Below are 17,633 nucleotides of genomic sequence, written 5' to 3' on the forward strand. Positions count from 1 at the left end.
CTCCTCCGACCAGCAGGAACAAGGTCCGTCTTGAAGATCCGTCGCATCCTCGCGACCGCCGTGGCCGCCGCCGTGACCACCCCGGTCGTCTTCCTTTCCGCCACGCCCGCCTTCGCCGACACCAAGCCCGGCACGACGGCCGAGGCGCGCAACAAGAAGCCCACGCTGGACGAGCTCCGCCTCGCGGTCACCAAGGCGCAGGCCGTGTACGACGCGGCCGTCGTCGCCGACTCGGACGCCCAGCGGGCCATGGACGAGTTCGACAAGCCGGGCAACCCGCTGTCGGTCGCCCGCATCGCCGCGAAGAAGGCCTCCGACGAGGCCGCCGCCGCCAAGGTCACCGCCGACGGCGAGCTGAAGAAGGCCCAGGACGCCCAGGCCGCGCTGCCCGCCGAGGCGACCCAGGAGCAGAAGGACGCGGCCAAGAAGGCCGTGGACGACGCCCAGAAGTCCGCCGACGAGGCGAAGGCCACCGCCGAGACCAAGGCCGCCGCCTACGCGGCCGCGGACAAGACCTACGACGACGCCTCCGTCGAGCTCTCCCGCAAGATCGGCAAGGCGCAGAAGGCCAAGGCCGACGCGCTCAAGGCCCTCGACGCCGCCAAGAAGGAGCTCGCCGACGCCCAGGAGGAGCCGGGCGAGGACGACTGCGTGGACGACAAGAACTTCGTCACCACCCTCACGGGCCCGGCGAAGGTCACGGCCGGCACGAGCGCGGTCTTCAACCTGCGGGTGACCAACAAGGGCAAGTTCACTTTCGACGAGGTCGGCGGCTCGGCGCTCGCGTACTCCATGGAGGACGGCGAGGACGAGCACTTCAGCGTGGCTTGGTCCTCGGTGAACAGCCCGAAGTGGCAGACGCTCGACTCATTCGACGAGGAGGAGGGCTTTTCCAGCCTCTCCGCGGTCAAGCCGGGCGGCTCCTTCGACTTCAAGCTGAAGGTCACCGTCGACGCCAAGGCCAAGGCGGCCGACGCGGTCCTGGCCGGTGGCGGCGGCTACCAGAACAAGGACGGCGCTTGCGGCGTCACCGACGAGGGCGCCTTCGCAGGGTTCGCCGTCGTCAAGCCCACCAAGCCCGCCCCGGGCAAGGACACCGACAAGGGCGGCTCCACCACCGGCGGCAACGGCAACACCACCCAGCAGGGCGGCTCGTCGAACACCTCGGTGACGAGCGGCTCCACCGGCGGCACCCTCGCCAAGACCGGTTCCGGTTCCGCCACCCTGCCGATCGGCCTCGCGGGCGGCGTGGCCGTCGTGCTCGGCGCGGGCGCGATGGTGCTCGTGCGGCGGCGCAAGGCCGGCGCGGACGCGTAGGCGCCGTACGCGGACTGTGTGAGAGTGGCCCCGATTCCGTCCCGCGGGATCGGGGCCTTCCGTCGTAGGCGGTGTGCGGCGCGTCCGTGATCGCGGAGGGCAGCCGTTTGTCCCGTCTCGGACGTCACCCCGCCGTGCGCGGAATGGCGCGTTCCCACGTGCGGTGGAACACCACCTCGCCGCCCTCCTTGCAGATCACCTCGTTCGAGGTCAGGAACGAGTCCGCGTCGCAGGCGATCTCGGAGCGGGTGTCGATGGTGACGTCCCAGGCCATCTCGGGGCGGTGCAGGCGGATCGACCAGTCGGAGCGGGTGCGGGCGGTCAGCGGGCCGGACTCGGCGATCGTGTAGGTCTCCAGGGCGTCCTCGGTGAATTCGAGGCCGTCGGGGTAGACGCGGGTGCCGCCGTAGCGCGGGTCGACCTCCAGGCGCCATTCGCCCTTGGCGACGTCCCGGACCACCAGGCGCTCGGGGCGGGGCTCCTCCAGGGTGGCGGGGTAGCTGACGCCGAGGGGTTCGGACTGCTCGGGGTCGGCGAAGCCGACGGCGTCCTGGGTGGGGGCGCGGACCGGCAGGGTGAGCGCGGAGCCGGCCGGGTCGAGGGTGAAGCCGGCGGCGTCGGGCTGGGGCCAGATCCAGGGCCAGTACGTGGAGGAGACGGCCAGCCGGACCCGGTGGCCGGGCGGGAAGGTGTGGCCGATGCCGTTGAGCTCGAAGCGGACGTCCTCCCCTTCGCCGATCTGCGCCTCCACGGCCCGGTCGCGGCCGTAGCGGGCGGAGAGGTTGAGCACGCCCCGGGTGACCAGGGTGGAGGAGCCGTCGGGGGCGACGTCGCAGAGCCGGGCGATGACCTGGCCGGTGGGCGCGTCCGCCAGCAGGCGCAGGTCGACGGCGGGCCGGCCGAGGACGTCGATGGGTTCGCCCCCGGAGGAGGCGTCCGGCACGAGGAAGTCGAAGCAGGCCGAGTGGGCGTCCTCCTGGCGCTGGTCCGGCGGCAGGTCGGCGTCGTTGCCGAAGGGGAAGAAGCGGCCCGCGTCCAGACCGGTCTGCTGGGGCGAGCGGACCGGCACCGGGTCGCCGGCGAAGGCGTACGTGACGGGGGTGACGTGCGGGGAGGGCCAGGCGGGGTCGGTGACCCAGCGGCCGGGCAGCTCCTCGTACAGGGTGGCCGGCGGGTGCGAGTCGCTGATCCAGGAGCGCAGCAGCGGCTCGGCCATCACGTCGTTGTCGGCGCCCTTGAGGTGGTGGTCCCACCAGCGCAGGGTCTCCTGGAGGAAGCCGATCGCCGGTCCGGGCGGCAGCCCGCGGTCCGGGTACTGGTGCGACCAGGGCCCGATGATGCCGCGGACGCGGTCCTGGGGGAGGTGCTCGACCAGCCGGAGCACGGTGTCGCGGTACGGGTCGTGCCAGCCGCCGACGGCGAGGACGGCGGCCTTGACCGCGGAGTAGTCCTCGCAGACGCTGCCGTGCCTCCAGTAGGCGTCGCGGGTCTGGTGGGCGAGCCAGGTGTGGATGAGGGGCTCGACGGCCTCCAGGCGCTTCAGCCACAGCTCGCGCCACTCCTCGCCCGCGTACAGCGGGTCCGGCGGCCGGGCGACGAAGGCGAGCATGGTCGCCGCCCAGGCGTGCATGTCGACGGCGAGGACGGAGCCGCCCATGTAGTGCACGTCGTTGTCGTAGCGGTCGTCGGTGGAGCAGACGGTCACGACGGCCTTCAGCGGCTCGGGGGCGAGCGCGGCGATCTGGAGCGAGTTGAAGCCGCCCCAGGAGATGCCGAACATGCCGACCTTCCCCGTGCACCAGGGCTGTTCGGCGAGCCAGTTCACGACGGCCACGCCGTCGGCGAGCTCCAGGGCGTCGTACTCGTCGCCGGGCAGGCCCTCGCTGTTGCCGTGGCCGCGGACGTCGACCCGTACGGAGGCGTAGCCGTGGCCCGCGTACCAGGGGTGGCGCTGCCAGTCGCGGGGCGCGGTCCAGTCGGTCAGGCGGTACGGCAGGTACTCCAGGAGCGCCGGTACGGGCTCGTCGGTGAGCGGGCGCCACACGCGGGCGTAGAGCCGTGTCCCGTCGGGCATCGGGATGCGGATGTCCTCGTGGCGGGTCTCGTACGGGAAGTCGGTACGGATCTTCGGCGTCGCGGGCATCGGGGTCACCTCAGGGCTGCCTCAGTGGACGGGGTGCATGGTGCGGCGCAGCCAGGGCGCCAGGGCGATCACGGCGAGACCGACGGCGACCGCGATGGCGCCGTTGACGGCGAAGTAGGCGGGCTTGGAGACGTCGTCGTAGAGCTTCACCGTCTGGGCCTGGATGCCGTTGGCGAGCGCGAGGGAGAGGAACCAGAGCGACATCGTCTGGCTGGAGAAGGCCTTCGGCGCCAGCTTGCTGGTGGCGGACATCCCGGAGGTCTCCAGGAGCACGTCGCCGAGGCCGAGCAGCAGGTACGAGCCGACGATCCACCAGGCGGCCATCCGGTACGTGTCGTCGGCGTGCCCGGAGGTCGGCAGGACCATCAGGAGGAACGACAGGCCGCCGAGGATCACCCCGAAGGCGATCTTGTTGGAGGCGTGCGGCTGGCGGGGTCCCATCCGCGCCCAGACGGCGGCCACCACGGGGGCCAGGAGCACCTCGAAGGCGCCGAGGGCGGAGGCGTACCAGCTGGCCGGGAAGTCGAAGCCGAGGATGGTCGTGCGGGCGTTGGTGGACGCCAGCAGGATCATCGTCGAGTACGCCTGGAAGAGGATGAAGTTGAACGCCACCGAGGCCAGGAAGAGTACGACGTACGGCCTGAGGCGGCCCCGCTCCTCGGCGGTCACCCGGGGGCTCGCGAACATGACCCAGAAGTAGACGACCGGTGCGATCACCGAGATCAGGGTGAGCAGGTCGACGAAGCGGTCCATGGTCAGCCAGCCGGCCAGGGCCAGGGCGCCTCCGACGACGGCGGCGGCCAGCACGCCGGCGATCATGATCCGGACGGCGCGGCGCAGGGCCTCCGGGGCGAGCGCGTACTCGGCGGAGTGCTTGCGCCCGGCCAGGTGACGGCGGCCCGCCACGTACTGGATCAGGCCGAAGGTCATGCCGATCGCGGCGGCCGAGAAGCCCCAGTGCCAGCCCTTGTGGTCGCCGAGCCAGCCGGTGATCAGCGGGCCCGCGAACGCGCCGATGTTGATCGCCATGTAGTACAGCGCGAAACCGGCGTCGCGGCGCTCGTCGTCGGTGCGGTACAGCTTGCCGACCATGGTGGCCACGTTCGGCTTGAGCAGCCCGGTGCCGGCGCTGATCAGGCCGAGGCCGACCCAGGTCATCGCGCCGGTGGGGACGGCCATCGCGTAGTGGCCGCAGGCGATCAGGATGCCGCCGTAGAGCACCGCCCGGTACGAGCCGAGGATCCGGTCGGCCAGCCAGCCGCCGGCCACGGAGACCAGGTAGACGAGGGTGCCGTACGCGGCGGAGACCGAGGCGGCGGTGCCCGGGTCCATGCCCATGCCGCCGTTCGCGACCGTGTCGGCGAAGTACAGGACGAGGATCGCCTGCATCCCGAGGAACGAGAAGCGCTCCCAGACCTCCAGGCCGGAGAGGGTGAGCAGACCCCTCGGCTGCCCGAAGAAGGCGGCGTCGTCCTCGGGAGGCGGCTGCTCGCCGTTCGTGTCGGTGTCGATCGCTGTTCGGGACAAAACGTGCACTCCTGGTCGTATGAGCTGATCACGAACATACCGGGGGTGACGGGAAGGCGCCCACGGTGATCGAAACGTGACCGGATACGCTGGCTTGAGTGAATCGACCGACACATCGACAATCCGAGTGATGGCGTGTGGTTCGGACAGCGTCAAGGACAGCGTCAGCAGGCGTCAGCAGACAGGAGACCCCCTCGTGACCGTCGTCGGGCCGTTCGGTCTTAGCGTGCGGGACCAGGCTCTCGAAGCCGATGTCCAGACCGGATTGGCGGCGGTGGAGGCCGGCCTCCTCGACGCCACCAAGAGCGACGTACCGTTCATCACGGAGGCCGCCCAGCACCTGGTGCTGGCCGGCGGCAAGCGGTTCCGGCCGCTGCTCGTGATGCTCGCCGCCCAGTTCGGCGACCCCTACGCGCCGGGCGTGGTGCCCTCGGCCGTCGTCGTCGAGCTCACCCACCTCGCCACGCTCTACCACGACGACGTCATGGACGAGGCGGACGTGCGCCGCGGTGTCGACAGCGCGAACACCCGCTGGGGCAACTCCATCGCCGTCCTCACGGGTGACTTCCTCTTCGCCCGCGCCTCGCACACGCTGGCGGACCTCGGACCTGAGGCCGTACGCATCCAGTCCGAGGCGTTCGAACGGCTCGTGACCGGTCAGATCCTGGAGACCGCGGGCCCGCAGGAGGGCCGGGACCCGGTCGACCACTACCTCGACGTGCTCGGCGGCAAGACGGGCTCGCTCGTCGCCGTCTCCTGCCGCTTCGGCGCCATGATGTCCGGCGCCGACGAGAGCGTCGTCGACATCCTCACCCAGTACGGGGAGCGGCTCGGCGTCGCCTTCCAGCTCGCCGACGACGTCCTCGACATCGCCTCCGACTCCCACGAGTCCGGCAAGACCCCCGGCACCGACCTCCGCGAGGGCATCCCCACCCTCCCCGTGCTCCGGCTCCGCGCCGCCGCGGCGGCCCACGGGCGCCCGGAGGACCTGGAGCTCGTCGCCCTCGTCGACGGCGACCTCACCGACGACGCCCGGCACGCCGAGGCGCTGCGCCGGCTGCGGGTCCACCCGGCCCTGGAGCAGGCCCGCCGCGACACCGTGCGCTACGCGGAGGAGGCCCGCGCGATGCTGGCACCGCTGCCCGAGGGGTACGCGAAGTCGGCGCTGGCGGAGATGTGCGACGCCGTGGTGCACCGGGCGGGCTAGGGGTTCTCGGGGTGGGGTCATCCTGGAGGGGTACTCCAGGTTGATCCCGAGGGCTGACGTTTCCGAGCCGCCGGTTTGGTGAGATGGATCCATCGACCAAGGTGCCCACGGAGGTAGCGCAGACCATGGCAACGAACGAAAACCGTCAGCGTAAGGCGAGCCGTTACGTCGTCCCGGTCGCGGTGGCGGGGGTGGCGGCGGCGACGATCGGCCTCGTCCCCGCTCTCGCGGCGTCGGGCGACCCGGACCTGCCCGAGATCACCGCGCAGCAGCTGATCGAGAAGATCGCCGGCTCGGACACGCAGACCCTGTCCGGCACGTTCAAGATCAGCACCGACCTGGGCCTGCCGTCCTTCGCGGGCCTGCTCCCCGCCCCGTCCGGCTCCTCGTCGGCCGACCCGGCGGACAAGCTGACCCAGCTGGTCTCCGGCTCGCACACGCTGCGGCTCGCGGCGGACGGCCCCGACCGGCAGAAGCTGACCTTGCTGGACGGCTCCGACGAGTACAGCCTGGTCCACAACGGGAACGACGTCTGGGCGTACGACAGCAAGTCGAACGAGGTCTTCCACGAGAAGGCGGACGGCAAGGGCCCGAAGACGGAGGACACCAAGCTCCCCGGCACCCCGAAGGAGCTCGCCGACGAGGTCCTGAAGGCCGCCGGCGACACCACCTCGATCACCGTCGGCGGCACGGCGAAGGTGGCCGGCCGGGACGCGTACCAGCTGGTGATCAAGCCCAAGCAGTCCGGCTCCATGGTCGAGTCGGTCAAGATCTCGGTGGACGCGCAGACCGGCACCCCGCTGAAGTTCACGCTGGCCTCCGTCGACGGCGGCAAGCCGGTCGTCGACGCGGGCTTCACGAAGGTCGACTTCGGCAAGCCGGAGGCGTCGGCCTTCGACTTCAAGGCCCCGAAGGGCGCGAAGGTGACCGAGGGCGCGGCGGAGAAGGGCGCCCACGAGGGTGTCGACAAGCCCTTCGGCGGCCTGGCCGACCTGGGCGGCTTCGGCGACCTGACGAACGGCAAGGACGGCGCCGTGAACGTCATCGGCGAGGGCTGGACCACCATCGCCAAGCTGGACTCCGGCGCCCCCGCGCCCAAGACGGACGAGGCGCCGAAGGAGGTCCAGGGCTTCCTGGACGCGCTCGGCGACAAGGTGAGCGGGAAGTTCGGCTCCGGCACGGTCTTCAAGACGAAGCTGGTCAACGCGCTGATGACGGAGGACGGCAAGGTCTACGTCGGCGCGGTGACCCCGCAGAAGCTGGTGGACACGGCGAACGCGTCCAAGTAGCGGACGCGTGAGGCCGGTGGGACCGGCCGGTTGGGACCCCGGGTGGGTCGGGGGCGATGGTCACCGACCCACCCGGGAGTTTTCGGGCCTTAGGGGAACGTCAGCTTGAACTGGCTGATGTAGCCGGTGTCGATCGAGGCCTTGTCCTGGGCACGCAGCTTCCAGACGCCGTTGGCGACCTCGGAGGAGGCGTTGACGGTGTAGGTCTGGTTGATGTTGTCGGCGCTGCCGCCGGCGCGGTTGTGCAGGTTGTAGACCGAGCCGTCGGGGGCGATGAGGTCGACGACGAGGTCACCGATGTAGGTGTGGACGATGTTCACGCCGACCGAGAGGCTGGCCGGGGCGTTGCCGGTCACACCGGAGACGGTCACGGACGAGGTCACCGCGGCGCCGTTGTCCGGGATGGACACGTCGGTGTCGTTGGTGAAGACCGTGCCGGTGGGCGGGGTCGTCGAACCGCTCGAGAGATTCCAGATCGCGTACGCGATGGCGTCCGCGTTGCGGTCCAGGGCGGTGTCGTTGATGTTCGCCGTGGTGTCGCAGGAGGAGTGGTAGCAGCGGTCGAACGCCTGGCCCGAGGTGCCGCCCCACTTCTGCGCCTGGGCGGCGGTCTTGGTGTAGTCGGCGCCGGAGAAGAGCCCGCCGACGGGGATGCCGACGTTCTTGAACGGCGCGTGGTCGGAGCGCCCGTCGCCCTCGGTCTCGATCTCCGTGGGGACGCCGATGCCGGCGTAGTAGTTCTTGAAGGTCTGCTCGATCGTGGGGTCGTCGTCGTAGACGAAGTAGCCCGGGTTGGGCGAGCCGATCATGTCGAAGTTCAGATAGCCCGTGATCTTCGAACGCTCGGCGGCGGGCAGGTTGTTGACGTAGTACTTCGACCCGACCATGCCGTACTCCTCGGCACCCCACCAGCCGAAGCGGATGTGCTTCGTGGGCTGGAGCTGGGCGCGGGAGACGGCGAGCGCGGCCTCCAGGATGCCGGCGGAGCCGGACCCGTTGTCGTTGATGCCGGGCCCGGCGGTGACCGAGTCGAGGTGCGAGCCGGACATGACGACCTGGTTGGGGTCGCCGCCCGGCCAGTCGGCTATCAGGTTGTAGCCGGTGGCGCCGTTGTAGCTGAACGACTGGAGCGTGGTGGTGTACCCGGCCGCGTCCAGCTTGGCCTTCACGAAGTCGATCGAGGCCTTGTAGCCGGTACGGCCGTGGGCCCGGTTGCCGCCGTTGGCGGTGGCGATCGACTGGAGGTCGGTGAGGTGCTGCTTGACGTTGGCCACGGAGATGTCGGGCGGCGTGACCGCCTGCTCCGAGGCGGAGGCGGCAGGGGCCGCCCCGGTGAAGGCGCCGAGTACGAGCGCGGAGGCGCCGACGGCAGCGGAAAATCTCGCGGAGAGCTTCATGTGGGGGCTCCGGATTCCGAACTGGGGATGGTACGGAACGTACGAGCGCCTCGCACCGTGGGTGGTACGAGGCGTTGGAGCTGTGCGGTTGCGCTGTGTGTGACGAATGTTCAGCGAGAGTTTGACATCGCGTCAAGGGCGGAATTCGGTCACGTCAGTTCGATTTTCGAACAAGGTGTCGCGGATGTCGTCGTCCGCCAACCGGATTCAGGGGTCCGGGAGTTGGCGCGACCAGGGCATCTGCGGGTCCCTTGGGCGAGGGCTCAGACCTGCCGGCGCCGGCGGTGCGCGGCGACGCCCGCGAGGCAGCCGAGGCCCAGCGCGATCGCGCCGCCGCCGATTCCGAGCGCCCGGTTCGAGGACGCCTCCGCGCCGGTTCGCGCGAGGGTGCCGGACCTGCCGGATCCTTCGGGGACGGACGGGCGACGCCCTCGCCCTTGCCGGGAAACTGACGCCTCGGCAGGTCCTGTCCCTCCATGGGCTCATGAGTCCGCTCTGTGCCGCACGCGCGATTCCGGCGACGGAACTCGCTACATTGGCCCTGGTTGTCGAGATAACCCCCTTTCGTCCGCATTCGGAGGTTTCCATGGCTTCGCGACTCAACCCCTACATCCGCTTCGACGGCAACGCCCGCGAGGCGATGGAGTTCTACCGGGAGGTCTTCGGAGGCACGCTGGAGGTGCGGACCTTCGGCGAGTACGGCGCTCCCGAGCCGTCGCTGGCCGGCAAGGTCATGCACAGCTCGCTGCAGAGCCCGAGCGGCTACGTCCTGATGGCCAGCGACACGCCGCCGGGGATGCCGTACGGCCCCGGCGACGACGTCTCGCTGAGCCTCGGCGGCGACGACGCCGACGAGTTGCGCGGCTACTGGGAGAAGCTCTCGGCGGGCGGCACGATCGGCGTGCCCCTGGAGAAGCAGATGTGGGGCGACGTGTTCGGCGCGTGTGTGGACCGGTTCGGCATCTCCTGGATGGTCAACATCACCCAGGCGTGATGCCGAACCGCGACGGCCCGTCGGCGAGGTGCGTCAGGACCGGGTCACCGGGCGCATGGCGAGACCCTCCGTCCCCGCCCAGTACGTGACGCGCTGACCGTCGTCCGCCGGGAAGGACCTGACCGGCATCGGCAGGGCGACCGGCTTCTCCGGCTCGGCCTCGCCCCCCGGGCTGCCGAGGCCGATCTTCATGTACGTCACGTCGTACGTGTCCATGTGCCCGCCGGTCGCGAGCAGGCCGGCGTACGCCCTGCCGCCGGGCGCGAGCGTGAGGACCTCGCCCGGGTCGGTCTCCCGCTTGACGGGGGCCGGGCCCTTCGCGTTGCCGAGGGTGACCTCGGGGGCGCCCTGGAGGTCGCACTTCCTGCCGCTGGTGTTGGTGGCGACGAGCATGAGGTGCCGGACCGGCTCGCCCTTCGCGTCGTACTTCGTCGCGGAGAAGGACAGGTCCTGGTGGGTGCAGAGACCGGTCTCGGAGCCGCCGTCACCGCCGCCGTTGCCACCGCTCTTGCCGGTGCTGGGGCTCGCCTTGGGCGGCGCGCTCGCATCCGACGGGCTCGGCGACCCGGTCGGGCCGGTCGAGTCCGTGGCGCTCGGCCGGTCCGACGGCTTTCCGCCGTCGGCGGCGGCATCGCCCGAGCCGGGCCCGCACGCGGTGGTCGCCATAAGCGCGGCGACCGCCACGGCGCCGAGTGCGTAGCTCCGCCGACGGGCGGGACCTCTGTGGTTCTTGCGGACGGCAGCGTTCATTTCTTCCCCCTGGTGACACTGTGGTGATGCCCCGTGAAGCGCTGAGACGCACTGTGCGGGCAGACCGATTGTGCGGCACGCCGTGCCCGTAACTCACCGGCGCCACAGTTCTGTTGACGTTCTGGTACGTGGCGGCCGTACCCCTGGTCCGGGTGCCGTGGCCCTAGCTGGTGGGTCGACAGGATCTCCACGGGCAACAACGACCTGATCTGCTACGACGTCAACGGCGACTCCGTGCGCATCAACCGCTGGACGGACATCACGTTCCCGAGCCGCCCGCCGCAGGTAAAGGACATCGAGATCCTGTGATGTCGTGATGTCCTGACGCTCCGATCCCTTCGGCGAACACCCCTCGCGGGGACGGCGGCCTCTTGGTGCCGTCCCCTGCGGGGGCTTCGCGGTCCGCCGTCCGGAACGTCCTTCCGCTTCCTTCCCCGGCGCGTACCGCGCACGGCCTCTAGGGCTGATCGCCGCTGCCGAGAGCGTGTTCCTTGAGGAACGCGCCCGCGTGGGCCGCTGCTTCCTCGGCGGTGGCGTAGAGCGTCTCGCCGGCGACCGTGCCGGGCACTCCGTCAGCGCCCACGCCCGTCCAGCCCCACTCGCCGGAAGGCGACGGCACCAGCTCGGCAGTCCCTCCGAACAGCGTGAGCGCGCTCTTGCCCGCTGTCGTGGGTGCGGGGCGCCTGACGGCATCGGGCCACTTCTTGCGCGCGCCCTGTCGGGTGATGCCCCAGACGGCTCCCAGCTGCTCGTAACTGGCGCCGTAGGAGCCGGCGGTCGCCGCCGCCTGGGCGGTCAGCCGCCGCACCTCGGCATCCATCACCTTCCAGGCGGCCAGGACGGACAGTGTCACGTCGACGGGGTCCGCGTCCCACATGCGTTCCGGCGCCAGCCCGGTCTCTCGGGAGCGGATGGCCGAGGCCAGGGGATTCAAGATGTCGTACAGGGACTGTTCGAGCTCTGCCTGCTCTTCCGGGGTGATCTCAGAGACCATCATGCGACAACTATAGTTCCCAGAGTCGTTTGTGGAAACTAAAGTTTCCGTACCTGGGCGGCCTCCGGCTCGCTCTCGCGGCAGTCCAGTTCCGCCCACACCGTCTTCCGGGGCACGGGCCCGGTCCGCACGCCCCAGCCCCGCGCCAGTCCCTCGACGATGAGCAGCCCGCGCCCCGACTCGGCCGCGCCCGGACGCCCGGGCCGGGGCAGTCGGTCACCCCGCGTGTCCGTGACTTCGATCCGCAGCACGTCCTCCTGCGCGAACAGCGCGAGGTGGAAGTCCCGGCCCGCGACATGGCCGTGCGTCACGGCGTTCGCGGCGAGCTCGGCGACGATCTGGGCGGCCGGCTCCGCCACGTACGCCAGTCCCCAGGAACGCAGCTGCTCCACGGCGAGCAGCCGGGCCAGTCGGGCGCCCCGGCGGGTGGCGGAGAGCTGGACTCCGAATTGGCGTACGGATGCCAAGAGTTGGGTGGGTTCTTCGTTCATGTCGCCCAGCGTGGCGGCGGCTGCCTACGCTGCCCATCGAACATGCCCTTACGTACGGTTACTGTCCCGCGGCTGTCCGGTCCTGTCCCGACTGTCCCGCGCGACGCTCCGGGAAGGGCTCCGTCGGAGGAGGTGCGCGCATGGGCGTGGACGAGGTGGACGGCACGGGAACCGAGGACGCGGGCTGGGAGGTCGAGCCCGGCGACGAGTCGGGTGCGGCGGTCGTCGCCGCGGTCGGGCGCCAGCTCAAGCTGTGGCGCGAGGCGAAGGGGCTGGGGGCGGTCGAGCTAGGGGAGCGGATCGGCTACGGCGAGGACCTGGTGCGCAAGGTCGAGCGCGGAGCGCGCATCCCACGCCCCGAGTTCCTGGACAGGTCGGACGAGGTGCTGAGCGCGGGCGGGCTGATCTCTGCGATGAAGAAGGACGTGGAGGAGGTTCGCTATCCCAAGCAGGTGCGTGACCTGGCGAAGCTGGAAGCACGCGCGGTCGAGTTCTGCCTCTACTCCAACTTCAACGTCCACGGCCTGTTGCAGACCGAGGAGTTCTCGCGAGCGATCATGCGGACCTGGCGTCCCGCGTACGGCCTGGAGGAGCTGGAGCGGTACCTGGCGGCGCGGGTGGCCCGCCGCTCGGTGCTGGAGAAGGACCCCGCGCCGGAGTTCAGCTTCATCCAGGAGGAGGTGTCGTTGCGACGTCCCATCGGGGGGAGGATGGTGCTGCGTCGCCAGCTCGAACATCTGCTGGAGGTGAGTGAGTTGCCGCACGTCGAGATCCAGGTGATGCCGACCGATCGCGCCGATCATCCCGCTACCGGAGGTCGGATCGCAGTTCTGAAGTTCGGGGACGGCACGGCGGTCGGACGCATGGACGGCGACTTCGGGGGCCGCCCGGTCTCCGACCTCAAACGGCTCCGGATCCTGGATCTGCGCTATGGCATCATCCGGTCCAAGGCCCTCACTCCTGCGGAGTCACGGGACTTCATCGAGCAACTGCTGGGAGAGACATGATCCGCAACCCCGAGCTGGACTGGTTCAAGAGCAGCTACAGCGACAGCGGCAACGGCAACGACTGCGTCGAGGTCGCCAGCACCCCCGGCACCGTCCACGTCCGCGACTCCAAGGACGCCGACGGCTCCCGTCTCGGGTTCGGCCGCGACGCCTGGGCCGGGTTCCTGAGCTTCGCGTCCGAATAGCGCCAGCGTGCGGGGTGGCCGCACGTGACGCTGGGGGCATGACGACGACCACGTACACCGCGCTCCCCATCCCGCCCACCGCCCTCGCCCAGCTCCGCCGCACCGACGACGCCGGGTGGCCCTGTGCGCCGTACACCGTGGGTGAGGACGGCGCCGGCAGCCCGCTGCGATGCTGTCTGCGGCCGGTGGCGGCGGGGGAGCGGATCGCGCTCGTCTCGTACGCGCCGCTGCGGCGGTGGGCTGTCGAGACGGGGGCCGAGCCGGGCGCGTACGACGAGCAGGGGCCCGTGTTCATCCACGCCGAGGAGTGCGGGGGCCCGGACCCGGACGCCGCCGCGTACCCCTTCGACCGCCCCGGCGCGCTGCGGACCCTGCGCCGGTACGACGCCCGGGGCCGGATCGTCGGCGGGCGGCTCCTGGAGATCCCCGAGGAGGCGGGCGAGGGCTTCGACCGGGCCTTCGGCGAGGCGTTCGCGGACCCCGCCGTCGCCCTCGTGCACGTCCGGGCCGTCGAATACGGGTGCTTCCAGTTCGAGGTGCGGCGCGCCTGACACGGCGGTACGAGGTCCGGAGCGGGCCCGGCATCCGTGGCGTGGCGACGCTCGTGCACGTGACCTCGGCGGCGGAGGCCCCGCGCACCGCCCTGGCACTAGCCGAACAGCACCGACCCCAGCCCCCGCCGCACGCCCACCGCCTCGCCCACCCGCCGCACGGCGAGCAGCGTGCCCGCCGTGTACGGGTCGGGGGTCGCGCCCGCGTCGTGGCGGAGGGCCAGGCGCTCGCCGTCGCCGCCGAAGACGACCTCCGTGCTGACCACGAAGCTGGGCAGCCGCACCGAGTGCACCCTGCTGCCCGCCACGTCCGCGCCCCTCGCCTCGACCGGGCCGTGCAACTCGGCCAGGGGGACGCCCTGTCCGGGGGTGCGGGTGTTGCCGAGGGTCTCGGCGAGCTCCCGGGCCGTGCCGCTCGGCACGTCGGGCTTGGTGGCGCTCGCGTAGTCGATGATCTCCCAGTGGTCCAGGTGCTCCGCCGCGAGCTCGGCGGCGCGGGCGAGGACCGCGGCCATGACGGAGAAGTTGCCCGCCGCGATCACCCCGACGCCCCGCGCGCGGGCCAGGGCGTCGAGTTCGGCGTAGTCCTCGGCGGTGAGACCGCTGGAGCCGACGACCACGTGGACGCCCGCCTCGACCGCCGCCCACACGTTCGCCCGTACCGCGGAGGCGCTGGTGTAGTCGACCAGCACGTCCGCCGGGGCGGCCGCGAGGGCCTCGGTGACCGAGCCGTGCACCGTGCCCTCGGAGCGGACCCCCGTCACCTCGGCCAGCGGGCGTCCGGCGGCCGACCGGGAGACCCCGGAGACCAGCTCCAGGTCGGCGGCGTGGGCGATGCCCGCGAGGATCGGCGGGGCGGTCCAGCCGGTGACTCCGGCGAAGCAGACTCGGATCATGCGGTCAATGTACGCAGAACTCGTTGCCTTCCGGGTCCGACATCACGACCCAACTCCCCCCGGGTTCGGCCACTTCCCGCAGCGTCGAGGCGCCGAGGTCCGTCAGCCGGGCCACCTCCGCCTCCCGGCTGTCCGCCTGCGGGTGCAGGTCGATGTGGAGGCGGTTCTTGACGGTCTTCGGCTCCGGGACGCGCTGGAAGAGGATGCGGCGGCCGAGGCCGGTGTCCGAGGCCGGGTCGTGGGGATCGTCGGGGTGCCGGACGGCCGCCAGGTCACGCCAGGCGGCGCGGCCGTGGACGGTGAGCGTGGCCTCGGGCGGCACGGCACCGGCGGCCAGCAGGGTGGCGATCAGCTCGCTGTGGTCCTCCTCCCGGTAGGCGAGCGCGGCGGCCCAGAACGCGGCCTGGGCATGCGGGTCGGCGCAGTCGACGACGAGCTTCCAGTGCACAGGAGTGGTCATGGATGCGTTTATACGGGAGGGGTCCGACAGCCCGTGGGAGCCCGCGCCCGCGTGGCTCAGGCGGCGGGCTCCCGCGCGTCGTACGCCTCGCGGGCCGCCGCGATCTCGTTCTGGTGCTCCTCCGAGCCGGGGCTCGTGGCCGCGCTCGACCAGCACGCGGCGGCCGGGTGCGACGCCCTGCTCCCCGCCCAGCGCGGGGCGCGGGGCCGGACCGTCCGCCGGGAGGAGCTGGGGGACTACGTCCTCGGCTTCACCGACTGGCTCAGCGGGTCCGACTGGGTCGAACCGGCCGGCCACGACTTCGCCACGCTGCGGCTCACCGCCGTCTGCCGGCTGATCCGGGACCACGACCTGCTGGACGCCGCCCCGTAGGAGCCCGGCCCTAGGCGGGGTCGGCCGCCGGCTGCGGCGCGACGGGTGCCGCCGCGAGCGGCGTGGACGGCGTCGCGGACGCCGCCGCGGCGGCCGCCTCCCGGCTCGCCGCCTCCACCGCCGCCCGGCTGCGGCGGGCCGTGCGCAGGGCGTCCCAGGTCAGGATCGTCAGGGCCAGCCACACCAGCGAGAAGCCCGCCCAGCGCTCCGCCGGCATCGCCTCGTGGAAGTAGACGACGCCGAGCAGGAACTGGAAGACCGGGGCCAGGTACTGGAGCAGCCCCAGCGTGGAGAGCGGGACGCGGATGGCGGCGGCGCCGAAGCAGATCAGGGGGACGGCGGTCACCACGCCGGTGGCCGCGAGCAGCGCCGCGTGGCCGGTGCCGTGGGCGCCGAAGGTGAGCGTGCCCTGGGTGCCGAGCCAGAGGAGGTAGCCGAGCGCGGGCAGGAACTGCACGGCCGTCTCGGCGGCGAGCGACTCCACGCCGCCGAGGTTGACCTTCTTCTTCACCAGGCCGTAGATCGCGAAGGAGAAGGCGAGCGTGAGGGAGATCCACGGCAGGCGCCCGTAGCCGATGGACAGCACGACGACGGCCGCGAAGCCGACGCCGACCGCCGTCCACTGGGCGGGCCGCAGCCGTTCCTTGAGGACGAGGACGCCCAGCGCGATGGTGACGAGCGGGTTGATGAAGTAGCCGAGCGAGGCCTCGACGACCTGGCCGTTGTTGACGGACCAGATGTACAGACCCCAGTTGACGCTGATGACGGCCGCGGCGATGGTGATCAGGCCCAGCTTGCGGGGGCTGCGTATCAGCTCGGGCAGCCAGCTCCAGCGGCGCATCACGAGCAGCGCGAGGGCGACGACCGCGAGCGACCAGACCATCCGGTGGGCCAGGATCTCGACCGCGCCCGAGGGCTTGAGGAGCGGCCAGAAGAGCGGGACCAGGCCCCACATCCCGTAGGCGCCGATCCCGTAGATGAGCCCTGTCCGGGCCTCGTTGTCGTCCTTCACCGAACCTCCCCGCCCCGCGCCGCGCTGTCCCGTCGAAGGTAGCGCCGCACGGGGCAGGCTGTCATGTCCGTATCGCCATACGGTCCTGACGGATCTTGGGGGCCGGTCAGGCACCGGCGAGCGCGGCGCCGATCGTCTCGGCGATCGGGGTGGTCGGGCGGCCGATCAGCCGCGTCAGGTCGTCGCCGCGGCTCGCGAGCGCGCCGTGCTCGACGGCCCGGTCGACGTCGACGAGGATCTCGGCGAACTGCGCCGGCACCCCGGCGCCGGTGAGGATCTCCCGATGGGCCTCGGCGGGCACGCTGGTGTACGCGACCTCCCGGCCGGACTGGCGGGCGACCTCCGCGGCGTACTCGGCGAGGGACCAGGACACGTCGCCGTTCAGCTCGTACGCCCGGTTCAGGTGCTCCTCGACCGGTCCGGTGAGGACGGCGGCGGCCGCGGCGGCGTAGTCGGCGCGGGAGGCGGAGGCGATCCGGCCCTCGCCCGCGTTGGAGACGACGGCGCCGTGGGCCAGCACGGGCGCGAGGTTCGCCGTGTAGTTCTCGGTGTACCAGCCGTTGCGCAGGAAGGTGTACGGCAGCCCCGAGTCGAGGACGGCCCGCTCGGTCGCCTTGTGCTCCTCGGCGAGCAGGAAGTCGGCCTCGGGCCCCCCGAGGATGCCGGTGTAGGCGAGCTGGGCGACGCCCGCGGCCTGGGCCGCGGCCACCACGGCGGTGTGCTGCGCCACCCGCCGGCCGACCTCGCTGCCCGAGATCAGCAGCACCCGGTCGCCCGCCTCGAAGGCGCCGGCCAGCGTCTCCGGGCGGCTGTAGTCGGCGATCCGCAGCTCCACCCCGCGCTCGGCCAGGTCGGCGGCCTTCGCCTTGTCGCGCACGACCGCGGCGACGGGCCCGGCGGGGACGGCGGCGAGGAGGGCGTCGATGACGAGGCGGCCGAGCTGACCGGTGGCTCCTGTGACGACGATGCTCATGGGGTGCTCCTGGGGTCGGGGGAAGCGAATCTCCACTCACCGTACGACTGGCGCTAACTATTCGTAAG

Annotated in this window: 18 protein-coding genes and 1 pseudogene; 9 read left to right on the forward strand and 10 right to left on the reverse strand. The window is 71.5% G+C overall.

The features are described from left to right. Positions 1-30: 30 nt before the first annotated feature. Positions 31-1,317 carry an LPXTG cell wall anchor domain-containing protein gene (locus OG309_RS21740; RefSeq protein WP_329423118.1) on the forward strand — a complete coding sequence of 429 codons (1,287 nt, stop codon included), beginning with the start codon at positions 31-33 and terminating at the stop codon, positions 1,315-1,317. A 124-nt stretch (positions 1,318-1,441) separates the two neighbouring features. Here the strand turns inward: OG309_RS21740 and OG309_RS21745 are convergent, their stop codons facing one another. Next, positions 1,442-3,460, reverse strand: coding sequence for a CocE/NonD family hydrolase (locus tag OG309_RS21745; RefSeq protein WP_329423119.1), 2,019 nt, complete (start codon positions 3,458-3,460; stop codon positions 1,442-1,444). 21 nt (positions 3,461-3,481) lie between these two features. After that, positions 3,482-4,987 carry a peptide MFS transporter gene (locus tag OG309_RS21750; protein ID WP_329423120.1) on the reverse strand — a complete coding sequence of 502 codons (1,506 nt, stop codon included), beginning with the start codon at positions 4,985-4,987 and terminating at the stop codon, positions 3,482-3,484. Positions 4,988-5,183: 196 nt separating this feature from the next. Here OG309_RS21750 and OG309_RS21755 point away from each other — a divergent pair, with 196 nt between their 5' ends. Next, positions 5,184-6,194 carry a polyprenyl synthetase family protein gene (locus tag OG309_RS21755; RefSeq protein ID WP_329423121.1) on the forward strand — a complete coding sequence of 337 codons (1,011 nt, stop codon included), beginning with the start codon at positions 5,184-5,186 and terminating at the stop codon, positions 6,192-6,194. Positions 6,195-6,319: 125 nt separating this feature from the next. Next, the gene (locus tag OG309_RS21760; protein WP_329423122.1) at positions 6,320-7,483 is read left to right on the forward strand and encodes a LolA family protein; all 1,164 of its coding nucleotides are present in this window, start codon (positions 6,320-6,322) and stop codon (positions 7,481-7,483) included. An 89-nt stretch (positions 7,484-7,572) separates the two neighbouring features. On the opposite strand, the gene OG309_RS21765 is transcribed toward OG309_RS21760, so the two are convergent. Further along, entirely contained in the window at positions 7,573-8,880 is a 1,308-nt protein-coding gene (locus OG309_RS21765; RefSeq protein ID WP_329423123.1) for a M28 family metallopeptidase, read from the reverse strand. A 586-nt stretch (positions 8,881-9,466) separates the two neighbouring features. On the opposite strand from OG309_RS21765, the gene OG309_RS21770 reads away from it, so the two are divergent. Continuing rightward, positions 9,467-9,874 (forward strand): VOC family protein, encoded by a 408-nt coding sequence (locus tag OG309_RS21770; RefSeq protein ID WP_329423124.1) that lies wholly within the window; start codon positions 9,467-9,469, stop codon positions 9,872-9,874. 33 nt (positions 9,875-9,907) lie between these two features. On the opposite strand, the gene OG309_RS21775 is transcribed toward OG309_RS21770, so the two are convergent. Next, a complete protein-coding gene (locus tag OG309_RS21775; protein WP_329423125.1) occupies positions 9,908-10,624 on the reverse strand; it encodes a DUF4232 domain-containing protein in 717 nt (238 codons plus the stop codon). Between the two features lie 168 nt (positions 10,625-10,792). Between OG309_RS21775 and OG309_RS21780 the strand changes: the two are divergent. Then, a pseudogene (locus OG309_RS21780) lies at positions 10,793-10,933 on the forward strand (beta/gamma crystallin domain-containing protein); the annotation flags it as partial. A 148-nt stretch (positions 10,934-11,081) separates the two neighbouring features. Here the strand turns inward: OG309_RS21780 and OG309_RS21785 are convergent. Then, complete coding sequence (locus tag OG309_RS21785) at positions 11,082-11,621, reverse strand: hypothetical protein (RefSeq protein WP_329423126.1); 540 nt, start codon at positions 11,619-11,621, stop codon at positions 11,082-11,084. Positions 11,622-11,656: 35 nt separating this feature from the next. Beyond that, positions 11,657-12,109: an ATP-binding protein gene (locus OG309_RS21790; RefSeq protein WP_329423127.1), complete on the reverse strand. Its 453-nt coding sequence runs from the start codon at positions 12,107-12,109 to the stop codon at positions 11,657-11,659. A gap of 140 nt (positions 12,110-12,249) precedes the next feature. On the opposite strand from OG309_RS21790, the gene OG309_RS21795 reads away from it, so the two are divergent. From OG309_RS21795 to OG309_RS21805, 3 genes are read left to right on the forward strand one after another with little or no spacing between them, the layout of a single operon-like run. After that, positions 12,250-13,116, forward strand: coding sequence for a helix-turn-helix domain-containing protein (locus OG309_RS21795; RefSeq protein ID WP_329423128.1), 867 nt, complete (start codon positions 12,250-12,252; stop codon positions 13,114-13,116). Beyond that, the gene (locus OG309_RS21800; protein WP_329423129.1) at positions 13,113-13,301 is read left to right on the forward strand and encodes a DUF397 domain-containing protein; all 189 of its coding nucleotides are present in this window, start codon (positions 13,113-13,115) and stop codon (positions 13,299-13,301) included. Before OG309_RS21795 ends, OG309_RS21800 begins: the two co-directional genes overlap by 4 nt. Positions 13,302-13,339: 38 nt before the next feature. After that, a complete protein-coding gene (locus OG309_RS21805; RefSeq protein ID WP_329423130.1) occupies positions 13,340-13,852 on the forward strand; it encodes a DUF1203 domain-containing protein in 513 nt (170 codons plus the stop codon). Between the two features lie 98 nt (positions 13,853-13,950). Here OG309_RS21805 and dapB read toward each other — a convergent pair whose 3' ends face one another. Both dapB and OG309_RS21815 read right to left on the reverse strand, forming a co-directional pair. Then, positions 13,951-14,748 (reverse strand): 4-hydroxy-tetrahydrodipicolinate reductase, encoded by a 798-nt coding sequence (gene dapB, locus OG309_RS21810; protein ID WP_329423131.1) that lies wholly within the window; start codon positions 14,746-14,748, stop codon positions 13,951-13,953. A 4-nt stretch (positions 14,749-14,752) separates the two neighbouring features. Next, the gene (locus OG309_RS21815; RefSeq protein WP_329423132.1) at positions 14,753-15,208 is read right to left on the reverse strand and encodes a VOC family protein; all 456 of its coding nucleotides are present in this window, start codon (positions 15,206-15,208) and stop codon (positions 14,753-14,755) included. A 51-nt stretch (positions 15,209-15,259) separates the two neighbouring features. Here OG309_RS21815 and OG309_RS21820 point away from each other — a divergent pair, with 51 nt between their 5' ends. Next, the gene (locus OG309_RS21820) at positions 15,260-15,580 is read left to right on the forward strand and encodes a DUF6401 family natural product biosynthesis protein (RefSeq protein WP_402545449.1); all 321 of its coding nucleotides are present in this window, start codon (positions 15,260-15,262) and stop codon (positions 15,578-15,580) included. A 10-nt stretch (positions 15,581-15,590) separates the two neighbouring features. Here OG309_RS21820 and rarD read toward each other — a convergent pair whose 3' ends face one another. After that, positions 15,591-16,592, reverse strand: a complete 1,002-nt coding sequence (gene rarD, locus OG309_RS21825; protein ID WP_329423133.1) for an EamA family transporter RarD — start codon at positions 16,590-16,592, stop codon at positions 15,591-15,593. Between the two features lie 106 nt (positions 16,593-16,698). Continuing rightward, positions 16,699-17,565 (reverse strand): NmrA family NAD(P)-binding protein, encoded by an 867-nt coding sequence (locus tag OG309_RS21830; RefSeq protein ID WP_329423134.1) that lies wholly within the window; start codon positions 17,563-17,565, stop codon positions 16,699-16,701. Positions 17,566-17,633 lie beyond the last annotated feature (68 nt).

The sequence above is a fragment of the Streptomyces sp. NBC_01268 genome, assembly GCF_036240795.1.
In the GTDB taxonomy this organism is placed as follows: Bacteria; Actinomycetota; Actinomycetes; order Streptomycetales; family Streptomycetaceae; genus Streptomyces.